This is a genomic window from Methanococcoides sp. NM1, from assembly GCF_900774285.1.
In the GTDB taxonomy this organism is placed as follows: domain Archaea; phylum Halobacteriota; class Methanosarcinia; order Methanosarcinales; family Methanosarcinaceae; genus Methanococcoides; species Methanococcoides vulcani.
The window spans coordinates 104,901-123,532 of the sequence record NZ_CAAGTW010000006.1 but is presented as its reverse complement, the minus strand read 5'-3'; the positions used below and the strand labels follow the sequence as shown (position 1 = coordinate 123,532).

The 18,632-nt window shown below is 40.8% G+C and carries 25 protein-coding genes and 1 pseudogene; 12 read left to right on the top strand and 14 right to left on the bottom strand.

All coding sequences use genetic code 11. The features are described from left to right. Nucleotides 1-3 precede the first annotated feature (3 nt). From E7X56_RS07535 to E7X56_RS07525, 3 genes are all read left to right on the top strand, one after another. Nucleotides 4-255, top strand: a complete 252-nt coding sequence (locus E7X56_RS07535; protein WP_135606192.1) for a hypothetical protein — start codon at nt 4-6, stop codon at nt 253-255. A gap of 137 nt (nt 256-392) precedes the next feature. Next, nucleotides 393-539, top strand: a complete 147-nt coding sequence (locus E7X56_RS07530; protein WP_244603450.1) for a hypothetical protein — start codon at nt 393-395, stop codon at nt 537-539. Nucleotides 540-569: 30 nt separating this feature from the next. Then, on the top strand, nt 570-863 hold the full coding sequence (locus E7X56_RS07525) for a winged helix-turn-helix domain-containing protein (protein WP_135606191.1): 294 nt from the start codon (nt 570-572) through the stop codon (nt 861-863). 61 nt (nt 864-924) lie between these two features. On the opposite strand, the pseudogene E7X56_RS07520 reads toward E7X56_RS07525, so the two are convergent. Continuing rightward, nucleotides 925-1,092, bottom strand: a pseudogene (locus E7X56_RS07520) (ferredoxin); the annotation flags it as partial. A gap of 357 nt (nt 1,093-1,449) precedes the next feature. Further along, nucleotides 1,450-2,781 carry a hypothetical protein gene (locus E7X56_RS07515; RefSeq protein ID WP_167879480.1) on the bottom strand — a complete coding sequence of 444 codons (1,332 nt, stop codon included), beginning with the start codon at nt 2,779-2,781 and terminating at the stop codon, nt 1,450-1,452. 366 nt (nt 2,782-3,147) lie between these two features. Between E7X56_RS07515 and E7X56_RS07510 the strand changes: the two genes are divergently transcribed. The 3 genes from E7X56_RS07510 (at nt 3,148) to E7X56_RS07490 (ending at nt 5,139) form a co-directional block, all read left to right on the top strand. Continuing rightward, the gene (locus E7X56_RS07510; RefSeq protein ID WP_135606188.1) at nt 3,148-3,690 is read left to right on the top strand and encodes a copper chaperone Copz family protein; all 543 of its coding nucleotides are present in this window, start codon (nt 3,148-3,150) and stop codon (nt 3,688-3,690) included. A 209-nt stretch (nt 3,691-3,899) separates the two neighbouring features. Continuing rightward, nucleotides 3,900-4,388: a GyrI-like domain-containing protein gene (locus tag E7X56_RS07500; protein WP_135606187.1), complete on the top strand. Its 489-nt coding sequence runs from the start codon at nt 3,900-3,902 to the stop codon at nt 4,386-4,388. Between the two features lie 376 nt (nt 4,389-4,764). After that, the gene (locus E7X56_RS07490; RefSeq protein WP_135606186.1) at nt 4,765-5,139 is read left to right on the top strand and encodes a nuclear transport factor 2 family protein; all 375 of its coding nucleotides are present in this window, start codon (nt 4,765-4,767) and stop codon (nt 5,137-5,139) included. A 4-nt stretch (nt 5,140-5,143) separates the two neighbouring features. Here E7X56_RS07490 and E7X56_RS12210 read toward each other — a convergent pair whose 3' ends face one another. Next, complete coding sequence (locus E7X56_RS12210; RefSeq protein ID WP_167879479.1) at nt 5,144-5,266, bottom strand: DUF1801 domain-containing protein; 123 nt, start codon at nt 5,264-5,266, stop codon at nt 5,144-5,146. Between the two features lie 14 nt (nt 5,267-5,280). Here E7X56_RS12210 and E7X56_RS07485 point away from each other — a divergent pair, with 14 nt between their 5' ends. Then, nucleotides 5,281-5,556 (top strand): hypothetical protein, encoded by a 276-nt coding sequence (locus E7X56_RS07485; RefSeq protein ID WP_244603449.1) that lies wholly within the window; start codon nt 5,281-5,283, stop codon nt 5,554-5,556. Nucleotides 5,557-5,608: 52 nt separating this feature from the next. Here the strand turns inward: E7X56_RS07485 and E7X56_RS07480 are convergent, their stop codons facing one another. The 5 genes from E7X56_RS07480 to E7X56_RS07460 all read right to left on the bottom strand — a co-directional run bounded on the left by E7X56_RS07480 (nt 5,609) and on the right by E7X56_RS07460 (nt 7,917). Next, nucleotides 5,609-5,878 carry a DUF3303 domain-containing protein gene (locus E7X56_RS07480; RefSeq protein WP_135606185.1) on the bottom strand — a complete coding sequence of 90 codons (270 nt, stop codon included), beginning with the start codon at nt 5,876-5,878 and terminating at the stop codon, nt 5,609-5,611. A gap of 346 nt (nt 5,879-6,224) precedes the next feature. Beyond that, entirely contained in the window at nt 6,225-6,644 is a 420-nt protein-coding gene (locus tag E7X56_RS07475; RefSeq protein ID WP_135606184.1) for a hypothetical protein, read from the bottom strand. A gap of 18 nt (nt 6,645-6,662) precedes the next feature. Next, a complete protein-coding gene (locus E7X56_RS07470) occupies nt 6,663-7,103 on the bottom strand; it encodes a hypothetical protein (protein ID WP_135606183.1) in 441 nt (146 codons plus the stop codon). Between the two features lies 1 nt (nt 7,104). Beyond that, nucleotides 7,105-7,452 carry a hypothetical protein gene (locus E7X56_RS07465; protein WP_135606182.1) on the bottom strand — a complete coding sequence of 116 codons (348 nt, stop codon included), beginning with the start codon at nt 7,450-7,452 and terminating at the stop codon, nt 7,105-7,107. 75 nt (nt 7,453-7,527) lie between these two features. Beyond that, the gene (locus E7X56_RS07460) at nt 7,528-7,917 is read right to left on the bottom strand and encodes a hypothetical protein (protein WP_135606181.1); all 390 of its coding nucleotides are present in this window, start codon (nt 7,915-7,917) and stop codon (nt 7,528-7,530) included. Between the two features lie 204 nt (nt 7,918-8,121). Between E7X56_RS07460 and E7X56_RS07455 the strand changes: the two genes are divergently transcribed. Together E7X56_RS07455 and E7X56_RS07450 are read left to right on the top strand one after the other, a co-directional pair. After that, on the top strand, nt 8,122-8,865 hold the full coding sequence (locus E7X56_RS07455; protein WP_135606180.1) for an AzlC family ABC transporter permease: 744 nt from the start codon (nt 8,122-8,124) through the stop codon (nt 8,863-8,865). Continuing rightward, nucleotides 8,862-9,209: a branched-chain amino acid transporter permease gene (locus tag E7X56_RS07450; protein ID WP_210409258.1), complete on the top strand. Its 348-nt coding sequence runs from the start codon at nt 8,862-8,864 to the stop codon at nt 9,207-9,209. The genes E7X56_RS07455 and E7X56_RS07450 overlap by 4 nt, the downstream gene beginning before the upstream one ends. 335 nt (nt 9,210-9,544) lie before the next feature. On the opposite strand, the gene E7X56_RS07445 is transcribed toward E7X56_RS07450, so the two are convergent. The 4 genes from E7X56_RS07445 to E7X56_RS11785 form a co-directional block, all read right to left on the bottom strand. Continuing rightward, nucleotides 9,545-9,736 carry a hypothetical protein gene (locus tag E7X56_RS07445; protein WP_135606179.1) on the bottom strand — a complete coding sequence of 64 codons (192 nt, stop codon included), beginning with the start codon at nt 9,734-9,736 and terminating at the stop codon, nt 9,545-9,547. A gap of 140 nt (nt 9,737-9,876) precedes the next feature. Beyond that, nucleotides 9,877-10,260, bottom strand: a complete 384-nt coding sequence (locus tag E7X56_RS07440) for a DUF5830 family protein (RefSeq protein ID WP_135606178.1) — start codon at nt 10,258-10,260, stop codon at nt 9,877-9,879. Nucleotides 10,261-10,544: 284 nt separating this feature from the next. Next, nucleotides 10,545-11,483 carry a calcium/sodium antiporter gene (locus E7X56_RS07435; protein WP_135606177.1) on the bottom strand — a complete coding sequence of 313 codons (939 nt, stop codon included), beginning with the start codon at nt 11,481-11,483 and terminating at the stop codon, nt 10,545-10,547. A 224-nt stretch (nt 11,484-11,707) separates the two neighbouring features. Continuing rightward, on the bottom strand, nt 11,708-13,663 hold the full coding sequence (locus E7X56_RS11785) for a S8 family serine peptidase (RefSeq protein WP_167879478.1): 1,956 nt from the start codon (nt 13,661-13,663) through the stop codon (nt 11,708-11,710). A 234-nt stretch (nt 13,664-13,897) separates the two neighbouring features. Here E7X56_RS11785 and E7X56_RS07425 point away from each other — a divergent pair, with 234 nt between their 5' ends. Next, on the top strand, nt 13,898-14,095 hold the full coding sequence (locus E7X56_RS07425) for a YwbE family protein (RefSeq protein WP_135606176.1): 198 nt from the start codon (nt 13,898-13,900) through the stop codon (nt 14,093-14,095). A 114-nt stretch (nt 14,096-14,209) separates the two neighbouring features. Here the strand turns inward: E7X56_RS07425 and E7X56_RS07420 are convergent, their stop codons facing one another. Both E7X56_RS07420 and E7X56_RS07415 read right to left on the bottom strand, forming a co-directional pair. After that, nucleotides 14,210-14,974, bottom strand: a complete 765-nt coding sequence (locus E7X56_RS07420; protein WP_135606175.1) for a GTPase — start codon at nt 14,972-14,974, stop codon at nt 14,210-14,212. A 55-nt stretch (nt 14,975-15,029) separates the two neighbouring features. Then, nucleotides 15,030-16,277 carry a glycosyltransferase family 2 protein gene (locus E7X56_RS07415; protein WP_135606237.1) on the bottom strand — a complete coding sequence of 416 codons (1,248 nt, stop codon included), beginning with the start codon at nt 16,275-16,277 and terminating at the stop codon, nt 15,030-15,032. A 265-nt stretch (nt 16,278-16,542) separates the two neighbouring features. Here E7X56_RS07415 and E7X56_RS07410 point away from each other — a divergent pair, with 265 nt between their 5' ends. Both E7X56_RS07410 and thrC read left to right on the top strand, forming a co-directional pair. Next, nucleotides 16,543-16,974 carry a DUF61 family protein gene (locus E7X56_RS07410; protein ID WP_135606174.1) on the top strand — a complete coding sequence of 144 codons (432 nt, stop codon included), beginning with the start codon at nt 16,543-16,545 and terminating at the stop codon, nt 16,972-16,974. A 223-nt stretch (nt 16,975-17,197) separates the two neighbouring features. Beyond that, nucleotides 17,198-18,541 (top strand): threonine synthase, encoded by a 1,344-nt coding sequence (gene thrC / locus E7X56_RS07405; protein WP_135606173.1) that lies wholly within the window; start codon nt 17,198-17,200, stop codon nt 18,539-18,541. Nucleotides 18,542-18,632: the final 91 nt, after the last annotated feature.

The following is an 18,632-nucleotide window of genomic DNA, read 5'->3' as shown; positions in this document are numbered from 1 at the left end:
AGCATGATGGGATATGGAATGTATGGTGACTATGGAATCTTCGGAAGTTCAGGAGGGTTTACCATGATATTCAACTTGCTTATATTGATAGCTCTTATCTGGTTAGTTTCTTCATTTTTCAGCAACAGGTCATGCATTTTCAATAATGGAGCGTGCAATAACAAAGACGATCGTGACACGCGTTTATCTCGTATTGAAGAACAGGTGGAGAGCAATCGTGAGTCTCTGGAAAAGATACTGAAGAAACTGGAATAAGGTCTGAAGATGACCTTTAAGCATGGGATATTAGTAAAGATTAATATGAAAACAAAAACATCTTATGAACAACCATGATGCACTATTACAATACATTTGGTCTATTGGATTTCTTTTTGGAAATCCTCCTTATACTATTGGTCGTAGGTTTAGTCATTTTCTTCATTAACAAATCCGGGTTTGCAGGTTCAGCTAGCAACGAGAAGCTTGTGAGCATGGAGAAAGATGTTGCTGAGATCAAAAAGACTGTAGAGGAGATCAAAGAGAAACTGGAAGAGATCTAAGATCAATTTAAACCCTCAGCCGGTCTTATTATGGCTAAAACAATGCAGCAGATAGTTTCTATAGGCGAGGCTATTTCACATCCTCTGAGGCTTAAGCTTCTCTATATGCTTTCAGAAAGGGAATGGTATGTGTATGAGCTTGCCAAAGAGCTCAGTGTTTCCCGGCAGGTCCTGTATCTTCATTTAAAACGTCTTGAAAAGGCCGGATTTGTAGAAAGTGATCTTCGTCTTGAAGATGACGACATGAGGGCAAAGAAATTTTTCAAGCTCAAGGAATTCGATATCTCACTGGATATCGATGATCTGAGGAATTTCTTTGAGTAACTTTCGTTCGTAAGGCTATCAATAGTTACAAACGTTTTTTGAAGTTAAAAAAATGATGGGCTTAGCCATCATTACCAATTGCATCTACCGGGCATGAATCAATTGCATTTTCACAATCTTTTGTCTCGGAATCATTTTCAGGTTGCTTAAAGACAAATGCAGTCGATCCATCATCGGTCATTTTGAAGTTTTCAGGAGCATCATTTGTGCATAGACGACATCCGATACATCCTTCATCTACATAGAACTGACCAGGTACATTTTCAGCTACTTTATTTGGATCTCTTCAACATCGTGTGGGTAACTAAATTTATTTACATCTACCTTTCAAGCGTCATGGAATTCAAAGAACTAATGCAAATCGCAATCGAATGAGCAAAAATACCACATCACAATTAAAGGATTGTACAGGGAGATGATCTATAATTGCGAATATTTGCTTGCAGGACGTTAAAATTACCCACTCGATGTTAATGAGAACCCTTTATTTTCATTATCAGCCATTGTTAGTTCCCCCACTTTTGGATAATATTAAGTTTATTTTGAGATTGAGTTATATTTATCGATTGTTATGCATTGAGATTATTCAGGCAACAACCCAATCGCTGTAAACATATGCTTGCTCAGCGTTTGAACCCCGGGACATAACACCCACACGATATTCCTGACCAACCGGAACTTTCAGATTGGTTACGGTATATGTCATTCCACTTTCTGCTTCAATTTCCGGGATCACATCACTCTGGATCTGGTCCCACCCCATACCTTCATCGGTTGATTCAAGGTAAGTGTATATTGTTACATCTTCTGCAGTTGCCGAACCAACATTTGTGATCTCAATATCCAGATCTACATATGTGTACGCTGCTCCCCTCTTGCTGGTTCCTGTAAATTCAATTTGCAGTTGAGGATATCCGTAACCGATCGGAGTTATTGTTGCCTCTGAATTTCGATACTCATCCGGTATCACACCCACATCCCAGCCGGAATTGGTCGTTTCAAGGTAGAAATAGTTGATACCGTTATAATCATAATAGCTTCCGGATACGCTCTCATCGCCCTGTACACCCACTGCCATGTGATCAGGCAATGTGATCAATGCTACTCCATATCCCATCTCGTGTAGAAGTGATGCCAGAAGGATAGATGAATCTTCACAGTCCCCACCACCGTGGTACAGTGTCTCGAATGGGAATCTGGGATACTCATCATAACCTGCAGAAGCACTGTCACTGACATAAGGAAGTGATTGGACGAAAGCGGTTGCGATGTATGGTATCTCGTCGCTGCCATAACCACCTTCATCAGCGAGGTATTCCAGTTGGGAGGTTATCTGTGATATCAGTTCGTCGTCGTAAGGATCGTTAGCAAACTGATCGTAGTCCCTGCTTCGGCTTCTCTCGGAATACAAGTCGTAATCTTCTTTGTAGTATTCATTCTTGATCCAGAACTCTGTGTTATCGTATTCCCACTCATACGTACGTGTAATGGAATCTTCATCCAGTGAAACTGCTATCTTAATTTCAGTTTCAGAATCGATGGGTTCTGTTTCCAGAAAGATCTCAGGCTTTAGTTCATAGGTCAGATCAATAGTAAAACTGCTGTCATAGATTTTATCCACCCTGATAGAATAGACGTTATTCCTGTCCTCCGGATCTTTCACATTGTATGTTTGACCTGTTAACAGTGTTCTTACGGAATACTCCTGCTCGTCCTTCCTGAAAGAAATAAACGTGAACTCTTCTTTCCTGTTAATATCCAGGATCTTCAGGGAGTATCCATTTTCAAGGTCAAGTATAGCAGTCTTTTTGAGGGTTATGTTATACTCTTCATTGTATTCCTCACCTGCTAGATCAGTTTCATCAATATCAGGCAATCCGTTCTCTTCCGGGTATCCATCATCTGCTATGCAACCCATGCCTGAGCAAATGATCATAAAAAACAAAAACCAGGAGATCGATCTTTTGATACCCATATGAAATGGAATTTACTGCTTAAATATAATAGCATTGTGGTTGCTACCAAATGATCATAGGTTGTTGGTTTGATCATGAGTACTTTCTATCAAACATCGGAAGAAACAGTTGAGCCTGTTTCAAAAAGTCTAACGTCTACCTCCTACAATCAATGCATGTTCTATATTGTACTGGAAAATAGCAAATCAGGAGCTTTGAAATAGGTTCGTTGATAAAGAATGAATTAGAAAGCAAGATGTAAGTCTTGAATCCTGAAGTTTAAAATGTAACATGATGTTGTGGGAGTGCAGTAAATGACCTAACAGATATTGGATCAGCCATCTTGTTGTGATTGTGGACCTGCAGAGGATAGTTGTTGTGGTCCGACGAACAGTAACTGTTGCGGACCTGAAACTATTGACCTGAACAAAAAAAAACATGCTTGTCCCGTCTATGGTACTATTGGGGAGTCCGTTGAGAGCGTCACAGTCAGGCATCTGGTCAAAGAAAAATTGATGTCATCTGTTGTTGATGTTGATCACTGGCTTTGTCTTGACGAGGATTGTGATGTTGCATACTATACAGAAACGGAAGCAATGTTCAGAAAAGAGGACCTGAAAGTCCCTATATGGTTCAAAAGGGATGCCGATCCAAAGTATGCATGCTATTGTAATGTGATAACAGAAGAGCAGGTTATCGAAACGGTTGTTAATACTGGTGTCGATAGCATGAAGGATGTTATTGCTGTGATCAAGGGTAAAGGAAGATCCCGGCGCCGGGTCAGGAATCCTGCAGGCAAATGCTGTACAAAGGTATTAACTTTGAAAGCACATGCGCACACTGCCACTTCGCTACATTCGTGTAAATGTTAAGTTCTCTGTTCTACAAAATAAAGATGTTGCCTGACAGACGCTTCATTACATGAAGCAGAATACCAAGAGTGATAAGCCGTTTACGCTCAATACTCATGTGAGGGAGAGGTTGGAGAATTGGGAAGGATGTTGATCCGTTCGTTTTTTACTATGAGTTTTTATAGTACGTATTACAGAAAATAGTTTGAAATTAAAGGTGGGTGATAAGTTTGGAAATTATAAACGAACCAGAGATAACAGAAATAGAAGAAAGAAATGTGGCATATGTTTCTTTTGTCGGCAACTATTTGGGAAACACCAAGGTCTTTGAAGATTTATGTGGTAAACTTTTAAGCTGGGCAGGTCCGAAACAATTGATGGGACCAGATACTCTTTTGGTGTCTGCCTATTATGATGATCCAGGTGTTACCCCTCCGGAAGAACTTAAGCTGGATATGTGCATGACCATTGAAGATGATATTGAAGTTGAAGGAGAAATTAAAAAGAAAAAGCTTCCTGGAGGAAAGTATGTAGTAATGCGTGCAGAACTGACAGGGGCAGAAGAATATGGTCCTGCATGGGAAAAGGTCGTTGAGTGGCTGATACAAAATAACCTTGAAATTGATATGTCCCGAGCAAGTTATGAGATATATTTAAACTCCCCCGAAGAACATCCAGAAAAGCATCATATTGTTGATATATGTATGCCCGTCAAGTGAATAAGATCCAAGGGGGCATTTCTGAAGTATAAATGCCTCTCTTTACAAAAGTAATCTGGGATTTGAAGGGGGAGGTTGGGATTCTCTAAGGGTACTTTACACTACATGAAACAGAATGCCAAGAGTGATAAGCCGTTTACTCTCAATGCTCATGTAAGGGAAAGGTTAGAGACTTGGGGAGAGTGCTGCTAAAATAAGAAATTGGTTGAATTTAGATACATTCACATAACTTGTGATAAAAAATTAGGGTTTACGAGGTGGAGACTCATATGGGAATTGAAAGAGTTCTACAACTTTAGACTTTTTATCAACAACGAAAGCATTTTCTTCATTTAAAACGACATAATTTACATAGCAAGTCGCTGAAGGAAATGATATGAACACAAGAGATCCAAAATTAACTGTCCTGCAATTCAATGAGTACATCAACAATCAGGATGCAGATGAATTGGGGAAATTGCTGTCAGAAGGCACCAAATTGGTTGAAGGTGAAGAAACAACCAAAACGGGAAAAGCCGAAGTGGAAATTTCTTGGATTGAATTTTTTAAGTTAGTTCCTGACTATAGAAACCACTTCACCAGAATTGAATCAAAAGGTGATAGAGTGGTCGTTATTGGCTTTTCAACTTGCTCAAATGAATTGCTTGCTGGGCCTGCACTCTGGACAGCATCAGTCAAGGATGATCTAATTGATGAGTGGCGCATCCTTGAAGATACGAGAGAAAACAGGGCATCCTTAGGAATAAATTGAAGGTTTACAAACTCGTCTTCTTCATATACTCCACAGACTTCTTCACCAGCTCCCGCAGGACATCCTGATCCACATCTTCCAGCTTCTTGATGTGGCAAGGTTGAGTACAGGAAGAAGAAGAGTTCATGGAGATCTGTCCTGTTGCTCAAGGCGAGAGAGTTAAGCCATCATCTTGTAGGTAAGAGGAAAGCTGTTGAGTTCATGAAGCCTGCTTATGTAATTGAAAGGGATGATTCTAATCTGTTGAAAAAGAAGATCATTGATATGCCTTATACCAAATGGAAGAAGATGGGATTCTCTAAAAGTACTTTACATTACATGAAGCAGGGTACTAGGAGTGATAAGCCGTTTGCTCTGAATAGTCATGTGAAGGAAAGGTTATTGAATCTCAAACTGTTAAAAAGAGATTTTCGATGAGCCATCAAAATGTTGATCATCGAATCACTTAAACATTCATCGTGTCAAAAATTCATTTCATTTGCTCGGACATGAATTTCATGACTTTACTTGATTCCATTATAGGAAAGCTGTCGAAATAACAGATATCCCTCCAAGGAAACATAGCAGCCGCATAAGCTTCAGCGTTCTCTGCATCATATACAACAATGTGTCGGCAAGTGGATAAGTCTTCCCATTCACCGATGACCTTAATTCCTTCGGGAGATTCCCAGTTTGAAAAACGTTCTGCTACTTCGTTATTGTCCTTTGGCTCCCATGAAACTATATCCATAAACAACATTTCTTTAACACTCCCCTTTTATTCACTTGTATTTTATCGATTTAATCAATTACAGTCGAAAGCCCCCGCTTACGACTAATCGAGGTAAGAGAATTTCATGTAAGTACTCCCAAACCCACATAGATGTTTAACGTTATTACATATATCCTTATTTACGTAAAATAATCATGAAGTATTAAAAATAATATTTCAATGTTTGTTGAAACGCTTACTTTGAAATGTTATCGAAATATTTTAAGAGTTCGGTTTTTGTGCTTACCTACAGCCCCGACTTGCTATGCGGGGGGTAAGATTCGAACCTCAAGCTTCCGCAAAATACAAATGTTGATGATCGGGACAGTACATATCACTCGGTGCTGCCGTTGTTGATGGTTATGGCATTGATTGAATCAATGTCGATGTAGCATACGCCCAGGAAGTCATTTTCTAAAATGACGAAATATTCTTCTACCTCGACAATGTCACCCATTATCTGCATGTTGTAGCTGAATATTTTCACATTGTTTCCTTTATTGTCCTCTAAGATCTCTTTCATCCGACCATGCCATTCGTTGTAAATGGTATAGTCCCGTGCTACTTCGATGGGCTGATTCTGGACTAGTTGGAATTGTACCACGTCGTCAGATGATTCTACATCTGAAACTGTTCCGGAGTCTGAAGTAGACACCTCGTTTACTGGCTCATCAGCTGCAACGTCTGTGCAACCAATTGCAGTTACTGCTATCAAAATTAACAGAAGTGTAATTATTTTAGTATATGCTTTCATGTTCTATCGCCTTTTAATTCACAAATCATCAACATAAGGTACGTATGTGCATCTACACCAACCTTCTCCGTTTTCATTGGGACTATGTTTACAATCCTTGCGAGGAATTGGCATATTTTTTAATGCTGTTGTAATTGTCAAGACGTTGTCATTCATTTTTTGACATACGTTACATGATTGAGATTCTGCAGCAAGTATTTCCACTCTGTCGAAACCATTTTTTTGATGATTTAGTAATTGAAATCGTACAGATTCCTGAAGTGTCGGGAAAAACACTTCATTCCTTTCATAGAGCTCTCTTGCTTTTTGGTAGTACATCATCGATTCGATATGCAACGTTTTTATGTTTGAATATTGATCAATTGTATTCGAACTTTTTTGCTTTGTTTTTCCTTTCAAAGATTTTCCTTTCAAAAAATCAAATAACCCCATACGAGCTCCCCCTTTATGGTCTACCATGTTATGCAGTTGTTTTTTGTTCTACAAAGTAGAGATGCTGCCTATCCGGACAGTACATGTCCATCTCAATTTTCATACGTTGGAGATGATCACAACAGTATTTCGCAGCGACCCCGAAATACTTCTTCAGTAGCTTGCAGAATTCATCGGTGGTCATACCATTGTACATGAAGCCGCGGAGTTCGTGAACCACATCATCTGCAAATTGTTCTTCGGAAACCGTGTCACCTCCTTCCATTTCATCAACTTTGGCAGTTGCTTGGTCGTTCTTTACTTCACCTACTATCCACCAATAGACGTCGTGGAAGTCATTATTTCCACATTTTGAGCATTTCGTTTTAACGTACATATTACCACCACGATAATTTATTACGATTCACTTACCCTGATTGTTATTTTCATGTTTCAATTTTCTTTTTTGACCTCAGGAAATGTATCCGAAGGATATCAGGTACACACTAACCCCCAGAACCAATGTTGCCAGCCAGCATCCGGTTGCAATGTCCATATGCACCTTCTTTTTGAATCTCCATCTGTTGGTCACGAAAAGTATTATGAAAATTATGACGATCGATCCGAGAAGCCTGTGCAGGGCAAGCACTATTCCATAGGAAGCAAGCTGGAAGCCCTGACTGATCGAATAGAACATGAACAGAACAGAAGGCACGATTGTGTAAACTGCAAGTGATGCACCTCTTGCATGTTGGTCTATACCCTCTGTTTTCATCTTGATCGCATATACAAGCATTAGAAATGCTATTATCTGCAAGAAAAGTGAAAGGTTGGATAAAGTTGTAATTACATCTGGTTCCACCAAATTCCCCCATTGACTTATACAAATAAATTGAAGTGGATACTATTTAGATTTATTGAGAAGTTATGATTTAATCATCACTTTCATCTTTTTGTTCTCATTTGACAAAACATAAATACAATTAATTCTTTTCTTGCACTTTATTTCCCACTTCGGAAAGTAAATAGATAAATCATTCTTAAATTTAAAAGGTGTGCAAGAATTATGAGCCAGCAGAGTGAAAGCCTTTTCAAAAGCGCCCTCAAGACAACGCTACCGGTCTTCCTGGGATATATTCCCCTGGGCATGGCTTTCGGATTCCTTCTCGAAGGAGCCGGCTATCACTGGATATATGCACCCGTAATGAGCATCTTCATCTATGCCGGTGCAGGTCAGTTCATTGCAGTTGCACTTCTGGCAGCCGGTGCAGGGCTCACTGAATTCGTGATCACCACACTACTGATAAATCTCAGACATTCTTTCTACGGGCTGTCATTGCTGGAGAAGTTCTCAGGTGTGGGAAAGGTCAAACCTTACCTTATCTTTGCACTTACCGATGAGACCTATGCACTCCTAACAACCACCAAAGCTCCGGAAGAGGATTCAAAAGGCAGGTTCTACTTCTACATAGCTGTGCTTGACCACTCATACTGGATCCTGGGCTCGGTTCTTGGTGCTGTACTGGGTTCAGTACTTGACCTCAGGCTGGAAGGAATGACCTTTGTGCTTACTGCACTGTTCGTGGTGCTGACCATTGAGCAGTACCACGCTTCAAGATCCCGTTTTCCCTTCATGGCAGCCATGGGTGCAGGTGTCATTTCACTCCTGCTCTTCAGCCCTGACAACATGTTATTGTTCTCGATATTTATCGGCACCCTCATCCTGATGGCACATGAGAGGTTCGTTCAGGACGACCTTGAGATCAGAAGCATTGCAGATCAGGACCCTGATCAGGAGGACATCTCATGATAGAAGATCCGGTTCACTTGCTGGTCGTTACAGCAGTAGTAGCAGTGGCCACCTTCACCACAAGGGCTCTTCCTTTCGTATTCTTTAACACGAGAGCTCCGCCTGAGATTCTCTCCACCATTGAGAAGAATCTCCCTCCGATGATCCTCTTGCTGCTTGTGATCTACTGCCTGAAGGACGTACAGTGGCTTCAGGTTCCCTATGGAATCCCGGAAATTTTTACAATAGCAGCGGTCATGGGCCTGCACTTGTGGAAACGCAATGCAATGCTCAGCATCTTTGCAGGGACGGGGTTGTATATGCTGCTGGTTCAGCTTGATGTGTTCCGGCTTCTTTTTGGCTGATAGTGGAGATTAATGTGAGAACAGAATGGAGCCCAGGCTCCGGAAAGTTTCTATCATGGATCCCTGAAGGTCCAGCAGCAAAACAAAATGAGTTTAACAATAAGTGTGGGAGTCATAGATCTGAGAATACCACCTTTTAGCGGTATCTCATCCCCACATAATTTCCCAAACTCGCTTCATACCGTACAACTCCCACACCCATATAATATATTGATTTCTGAGTTAAAACAGGTTTTGGTGAGGTAAATGTATGAGGTGATGCCCTTGGTTACAAAAATTTAATGCCTTTTTAAAAAGAATTAAATAGTATGCTGTGCATCCCAACATACTAAAAATTAGTATTTATTCATAATAAATATATCAATTGAGGTATAGTATGGATTTTGGTTTGTAATATTAGCTTTCATATCATTGATCATATTTGCCCTTTCGTTTAAAGCTATTAGGAAAGCATCTGGCTTGGTGCTAATCGTTCTTGGAATTATATTTTCATTAACTGGTCTTGGAATGACATTTGGAATTCCCATGATCTTTGTAGGAGCACTGTTTTTGTTTTTATGATTTATTTGCAAGCTCGATTAAAACAAAAGCTTTCAATTATTCTTTGATTTTTTCAATGAGCTTATAAATCAAAACCAGTAAAAAATAAATCAAGAATAATAAAAATTTACAATTCTTCAAACAAATAGTCCAGATATAGCTTCCTGATACAAGTGGAACCGTATGGACCAAGCAACCCGGATTTTAATTCTATGTAGTGACTTTCCTTCATGCTCCTACCACAACATCTACAGTTGTTGATCTCTTTTGAGTGTATAATTTTGGGTTTATAAAAATCCAGATCGTGTGTCTCATAAGTGAAGTGGCACATACCATCTTTATCAGTTATGATACCTTCCTTTCTGGCAGCTACCATAATTTGATCTATGACATCAAAGCGTTTGGTCACCGTTTTACGCAGCAGTTCTCTGATCTCAAATGGAGATAACTCCGTTGCATCCATTGCTACGATATAGTCCAGTCCTTTTTGGATAGTCTTTGGATATTTCATTTTATCCCTTTATTATCACGAGCTTTAGATCCATATGTACATTATTTGATGAGATCTGATTGTTCAAGCCTTGCTCTGATTCCACTTTTTTTCTTCAGTCGCCAATTCGGATCGATTATCCTGAATTACGTTTAAAACCAGTGTATTTAACTGTGTTAATGTATAAAATCTCTAAAATAATTCAGATGCATTTAATAAGAGTGTGTGGAATATAAGATTATCTACTTAGGTTTTCCAGATACGAAAAATGTTATCCGGAGCTTTTTTAATTTCCGATATTATGCTCACAAACTATAGATCTTCACACCAATGTACACCACATAAAGCAATATCAACACAAACGCCTCATTCTTCTTCAATTGCATATGCCTTCTGAAGAACAACAGGACCAGAAGTGAGAAGAAGAAAAGGGCCGGAATATCAAATCTTACCAAATCTTCACTTACGATAAAGCTGCTTATCAGACTGCCTACTCCAAGGGTGAACAGTATATCGAATATGTTGCTTCCGATAAGGTTGAAAACGGAGAGGTTAACAGCCCTTTTCCTGATACTGCTCCATGAGAGTGCAAGCTCCGGCAATGAGGTTCCCAGTCCGATAAGGACGATCCCGATGAAGGATTGTGATATCCCCCACATATCTGCCAGGTATAGTGCATTGTTCAGAACTGCATAGGATGATATTATGAGGATCGCAAAGCCGACACTGATAGAAAGGATGGTTTGCATGAAATGCAGAGGGGGAGCACTCTTGAACTTTTCGTGGACTTCTTCTTCCCTGTATAACAAGAAGAAATAGATCGCATAGGCCGCGATGAAGATCAGGCCGTCTGTCCGGCTAAGTGTGCCATCAAGGCCAGCCAGGAACAGAAGGGCAACAGAAACGAGCATCATCACTCCATCCCTGGACAGTTCGCGTTTTGTTAAGGTCAGGACCCCGAACATACCGACAATGCCCATTGTTATGCCTATCTGGCCAAAGCAGGAGCCGATGGAATCGCCAATGATAAGTCCGGATGTTTCAATTCCTCTTAGTCGCTGAACAGAACCGGTCACGCTAATGACAAGCTCCGGCAGGTTGGTTCCCAGAGTGAGCAGTGTAAGGCCGATAAATGCATGTGATATCTTGTAGTGTTCTGCAATGGTCAAGGCTGCTTTGATGATCAGCTCTGCTCCAATCATTAATCCTGCCAGGGCGATCAATAGAATTAACAGTTCATACATTTTAGTGAGTTTTCCACAACATCCTCAAATGCTCTTTCAGTTCAGGTTTCCATTTTGTATATTCTCTATTACGTTATTGTCCTTCAATGCATAAAAGCTTCCTTTTTTCGAAAATGGGAGAGACTTGTGTTGTGGGTTTCCAGATTTTTCTATACTGGATCAGATCATTGAAAGAAAAATAAAAAAAGAAGGTGGTGGTCTCTTATCGAGACCGGTCTTTTGGTTTATTGAGGGTATGTTTCAGTTACTGGTAAGGTTTCACCATCCCATTCATACACAGCGTGAGTAACGTCGTTCACAGTAAATATGAATGTTAGTGGCTTACCCTTATATTTCGCAGCATCTGATGTCAGTGTTACTTCTCCCGAAGTATCGGTTATACCAGTATCTGTGTCAGTAGCACTATCGCTCCATTGTCCGGAGACCGTAGCACCTTCTACAGGATATTGATTTTCATCTACAATGGTCACGACTGCTTCAGCATAGACAAATGTATTTTTACCTGCTTGTCTTGTGAAATCGGTGACTGCAACGCTTTTTATGGACATTTGCTCTACTGGTGTATTTGGATCAGTGATACTTAACACAGTAGTAGATTCATTTGTTGCACCTTCACTATCTGTTACATTGAGTATGACTGTATAGCTTCCAATTGAATTGTATGCGTGTGTTGGAGTAATACCGCTACCTGTGCTACCATCTCCAAAGTACCAGTCATAGGAAAGGCTTGTTGCATCTTCATCAAGATCACTTGATCCAGACCCATCAAATGTTATTGCTGTTCCTACAACTCCATCATATGGGCCACCTGTATCAGCGACTGGGGGATTATTGATTGGAGTGGGTGGAGTGATTGGATCGTAGTATTCCAGTGCAGCCGTTGCATCAATGAGACCATGGCCATATACATTGTCCCATCCTGTAGTTCCCAGATCTCTTGCAGTTGATTCAAGTGCAGTCCTAACTTCATCGTTGGAAGCACCCTGTGACATCAACAAAGCGGCAACACCCGAAACATGGGGAGTAGCCATGGAAGTACCCTGGAAGAAGTAGTAACCAAAGTCTTTAGGGTCTTTTGTGGTAGGATTGAATGTATTTTGAAGTATACCATCTCCATATCCATCGCTGTTCAGATCCTGTCCAGTATTTCCACCAGGTGCTACCACATCGATCGCATCTCCATAATTTGAGTATGGAGCTAACTGACCATTATATCCTGTTGCTCCGACTGCAATACACTTCTCATAAGCAGCAGGATAACTGACTACACCTGTTGCATCATTGCCTGCAGCAGCTACGATAGTAACTCCATTAATGTCTGCATGGTCAAGTGCATCATCCAATGCTTTACCGGGGTAATACTCAGGAGGATAACCAAGGCTCATGCTTATGACATCTGCACCATTATCGGTTGCAAAGTATATCCCATCCACTAATTCTGAAAGGGTTCCGCTTCCACTCTTGTCAAGCACTTTTACAGGCATAATGGAACAATCATATGCCACTCCGGCAACACCGATCCCATTATTTGTGCTCTGTGCAATTGTTCCTGCAACATGAGTGCCATGGGAATGGTCATCATTTGGATGTTTATCATTATTGACAAAATCATATCCCGCTATAAATTGAGTACTAGCAAGATCCGGAGCAACTTTATATTGCCTGTAATCCTCGTAGGCAACGCCCGTATCAAGCACAGCTACGACAACACCATTTCCAGTTGTTTCTACCCACGCAGGTTCAACATTGATACTATAATTACTGTATAAATTCCACTGGAAGTTGTAATATTCATCATTCACAGCAAAGGCCGTCATAATAGCATTTGGAACAGCATATTTCACATTCGGGTTCTTACTGTAGATCTCCGCCATCTTCTCGACGTTCCTGTTCTCCGGGATCTTCAGGACCTTGAAACCTGCATGTTGGCTTGTGTATTTTACTTTAGCCCCGTTCCTGGCATTTATATTTGCGATCTTTTCTTCTGAAAGGCCGGGAGCGAACTTGACGATTATCTCGCCAGGTACGTATAAGTCATTCTCTGGGATGTCTATAGTCAATTCTTCATAAATGTCATATTGAGCATCAACCGAAGGTGTGAATGCAGAGACTGGAATTATCATCCCTGTGATCAATAAACAAACGGTCAATACAGTAAGTTTCCAATTGTGTAAATCCATTGTACTACCTCTGATGAGTTATACCACAAATTATTCCTGAATATTAATTATTGATTACTAATATTTAAATAAGCTTTGTCCTTATAAAAAACGATCTAGATTTTATAATGATAATGATGGTCTATCGACTCATTGTTCTATTTTATCTATCTATTTTTGTGCGACGATAAAGTAAAGTAATTCGAATTTTTTAAAAAAGTATATGTTTATAGCTTTAAGAACTTTCATCCCACCATGAGTGAAGGTAATACCAGAGCAAATATCAAAATTGGATTAAAAGTAGGGATCGTCTTAAAGAAGGATCAACGATCCGGAAAAATAACCCACGGCGTTGTAAAGAGAATTCTAACTAAATCTTGTTCCCATCCCCATGGAATAAAAGTTCAGCTGGAAGATGGTCAGGTTGGAAGGGTAAAAGAGATACTTTCATAAGATCCGGGATGGCTGTTATCCACAAACTTTCCGGATACTGACATCTTTTGAAGAATTTCGTAACTAATACAGTGAATAGTGGTCGATCAAGGCAAAGTGGCCAGTATTCGAATTTTAGATAAGTAGCTTTCCTTTTTGCCAGTCGTTGATTATTTTAATAGCGACTCTTGTTTCATCGATTTCCCCTTTTTTCTTAAGGAAGTTCGCCTTCAGGCCTATGAGTTCAAGAATCTCGTAAGAATTCTCATTTCCAATCTCGACCTTATAGAACTCTTCAAGTACAGGCTTGTTCTCAGCACAGATGGTCTCAATTATCTTCATGGCTACTCCTATGGGATCACTCAGGTGTGTAGCATCCTTTACTCCAAGAAGACCCTGTCTGTACTCATCATTCTCATCAAAGGGTATGACTCCGGGAGTATCAATGAAAACTATACGGGAACCGGCCTTTACAAGCTGGACTCCTTTGGTGTGTCCGGATATTGAAGACGTACCGGCCTTGTTCTTTCCTGCTACCCCGTTGATGACCGAGGATTTACCCGTATTTGGATAACCAAGGCTGCCGACGAGAATATCACGTCCTTTTATGTCGGCAACTTCAAGGATCTTATGTCTCAACATGGTCGTACCGAACCTTTCCTTACTGGAAACAAAGACTGTTGGAGCGATCTTTGACAGGCGGGATTTAGACTTCTCAAGAGTTTCCTTTGATACGAGATCGCATTTACTAAGGACTATGATCAATGGCTTTCGTGAACGTTCAACGTTACGTTCGACCTCACTATTTCGGGTCTCATCCGGAAAACGAGCGTCTACGACCTCAAGAAGTACATCGGCTTTTTTTATGACATCCTTTATCATCAACTTATAACTTGCCATTACGTATCCTTACAACATAAGCCTATAAGGATTTGTTGAGAGGTTTGGTATATTTTCATGATTCACAGGCTAGCAAAAGGCAGGCCTGATCGAGCTTCATTTCAGAAAGGACCGAACTCATTCCTTTCCTGTCAGCTGTGTATAGCATTAATTCATTCCATCTCTTTTGCAGCTTGCATAGATGTTCGAAGGGTTCAAAATCTGGAATTGCATCGCTAAGTGAAAGTTCTATATTTCTGAGAGCTTCCTCACTTCCCAATGGATCCCCGGTATCCAGGTATTCTTCAGAAAGAAGCCTGCAGGCATTTGTGATCTTTTCTTCAAGATCGTCCCTGAGATAATTTCCGGGATAGCAACCCATATCGTCTGCAGATAATAATTTCATCCCATCGGTCTCTTTCTGGCTCATGAGCTTTGCCCGCTCATAGACAAACCTGTAAATATCTTCCCTCACTCGTTTCCATGTCGGATGGGATTTAGCAGGTGGAAGATGCTTGATAGCAAGTTCGTTGTCGAGTAAGAAGGAATGACCGAACATCATGGCATTCATCAGGTAATCAATGTCCTCCCCTCGCGGGACCATGGGGTCGAACGGGACTTTCATGAAGAGATCCCTATGAATGGCCATATTTCCTCCAAATACGAAAGGCGTCTCCTTAAGCCTTGGGGGTGTGCCAATCACCTGTTTGAAACCCTCGTTCATACAGACGTTTTTATCCCAGTATCTGGTCCATGGGCTGTCAGGAACTCCAACAAGATAGTCCCCATTCGGCTGTAGATAGTATCCGGCAACGGCATCGATGAATCTCCCCTCATGGTGATTCCCTATGAACTCCTTTGCTTTGGAAATGAATTGAGGGTCTTCGAAAACCTCATCATCATCGATCAGAAGTGCAACATCTGAGTCCATGATATGTGGAATAAAAAGACACATGTTCCTGATGTTGGAGTAACCTGTGAGCGAAAGCAGGTCACAATATTCATCCATGCCATCGTTCTTCAGTTCATCATGTAGCTTTTCCAGATGAGATGGACCGAACATATGAACGTTGATCCCATCGTTTGCAGAGGTCCTGATGATCTCATTTACTTTCTGCTCGACCTGTTCTGTGATCTCATCATTATTTGGAGCGACCAGTATCACCAGTTCAAAATCAGTGTCCTCAAGTATTGCTGTGCTTTCTATAGCTCTTCCAAGCGTCCCCTCAGAATCCAGTGGTGTGGCATGATCGTAAACTGTATCACCTTCAAGCCATCCTATGCTACTTTCTCTTCCCCAGTAACTGGGAATAACCATTGTCATTTTCAAGTAAATCCATCTCCCCGATATTCACTTTGCGTGCGAATATTTCTCCAGTTCTGATAATTTATAGGTTGATCTGATATAATTAGTTTCTTTTTTGACACGGTGTAGGTTCCTATCACCTGCATGTGCTCAGTATGTTCTTTATTCTAATAACAAGCACCAGAAATTAATCTGAAGAATATCATATAGATAAATGATTACTCATTAGTGTCGGATATCAACAGATAATATTCATTCCCAATAACAATTTCAAGTGAACGAGATGTCAGGAAGACTACCGGATTCGGATGACTCAGGACTGATGAGCTGGATGAGATTGGAGATCGGCAAGATCAATAAGGAGATCGTGGCTGAGAGGAAACACCTTTCTCAATTGCTTGGGGAGGAGATACCATCCTCAAAGACAAAGGGTGGTAAGGAGCATTTATTCGATAAAGAGATACTAGGTCTGCTTGAAGAGGGACTTCCGGAAGAGCTTCATGGAAGGCTCAGGCTTCCAATTCTGTTCTTCCTTGACAACCGTGTGGAAGATAGTTGTTTTCTCAATGATGAGAACGCTGTTAAAGCTCTCCAGATCATGGGGGAGCTAAGCAGATCCCGCAGCCTTAACAAAGGAAGGCTCTGGGTAGGAAAAAGTATTGGTTATTCCATCATGAGAAAATATCCAACTGCAGTACAGATCGTGATGGGATGAAAAATTCCGTCTTATCGTCCTGACAAAAGAAAGTAAGAGAAAATTCTATCATTTTTGTCTAGCATCGGACTGCAATAACAAATAAGAGAGAAAAGCTCATAAATATACCCGGCATGTAATACTTAAGTAGAATACACCGAATTAACGTTCAGAAATTAATCTTTTCATGGTCATCTATCCTTGAATAACACAATAATGGATCAATATAAGAGTCCTGATTAATATGAAACTCTATAGCACTAATCTCCAAGCAGAAGAAGTAAATTTTGAAACTGCACTTATCACTGGCCTGGCTCCTGACAAAGGCCTTTACATGCCAAAGACACTTCCACATTTCTCAGAAGAAGAGCTCGTAGCCTTAAAGGATGAAGAGTATCCTGAGATCGCTTTCCAGTTGCTTAAGAAGATACTTGAAGGTGAGATCGATGAGGAATCTCTCAAAGCAATAACCTATGATGCTTACAACTATGAAGTACCACTGGAAGAAGTAGATGAGAACACATACATAATGAGACTTGACCGTGGTCCAACTGCATCTTTCAAAGACTTTGCCGCCCGTATGATGGCAAGGCTCATGCAGTACTATCTCAAGAAAGAGAACAAGGAACTGACCATACTTACAGCAACTTCCGGAGATACAGGAAGTGCGGTTGCTCATGCATTCTATGGTCTTGGCAAAATTAAGGTCATCGTATTGTTCCCTGAATATGAAGTTTCAGACCGCCAGAGGAAGCAGATGACAACCCTTAACAAGAACATCTCTGCACTGGCAATAGACGGCAAGTTCGATGACTGTCAGGCAATGGTTAAGCAGGCGTTTGCAGACAGTGAGCTCAAACACCTGAACCTTTCATCAGCAAATTCCATTAACATAGGCCGCCTGATCCCACAGACGCTCTACTACTTCTATTCCTACCTGAAACTAAGGAATTACCCTGAGGAGATCATTTTCTCAATACCATCAGGTAACTTCGGTAACATGATGGGTTGTGTGCTGGCAAAGAACATGGGCGTGCCTATCAGGAAGATAATCGCTTCTGTTAACGAGAACGATGAGGTCCCGGGTTTCCTTAATACCGGTGAATATGAAAAGATCGTTCCTTCAAAGAACTGTATCTCAAATGCAATGAACGTTGGTCACCCAAGCAACCTTGCCAGGCTCATCGCGATCTATGGCGGGGAAATGGATGAGATCGGAAATATCAACAAGCTCCCCGACATGGACAGATTGAATGGTGATATCTTTTCAACATCTGTCACGGACGAGGAAACCAAAGCAGTGGTCAAGGAGTTCTTCGAGGAGCACAACATCTTAATCGAGCCTCACGGTGCTGTAGGCATTAAGGGTCTGATGGATTACAGGGCAAGCACTGGCGATAACACGCTCGCAGTGACACTGGAAACTGCCCATCCGGCAAAATTCCCTGAAGAAGTAGTGTCTGCTATCGGAATTGAACCTGAACCTCCGCAAAGCCTGAAAGAGATCGAGGGGAGAGAGGAACACATGGAATTCCTGGGTACGGATTATGAACAGTTCAAGAGCTATCTGAAGGAAAGGCTTGAGTAAAGCTTTTCTTTTAAAGTTTTCAATTTATTTTTCCTTTACGAGTTTTGAAGTTATTTCGATATTTTTAGAATAAAACCATAATCTTTATAAG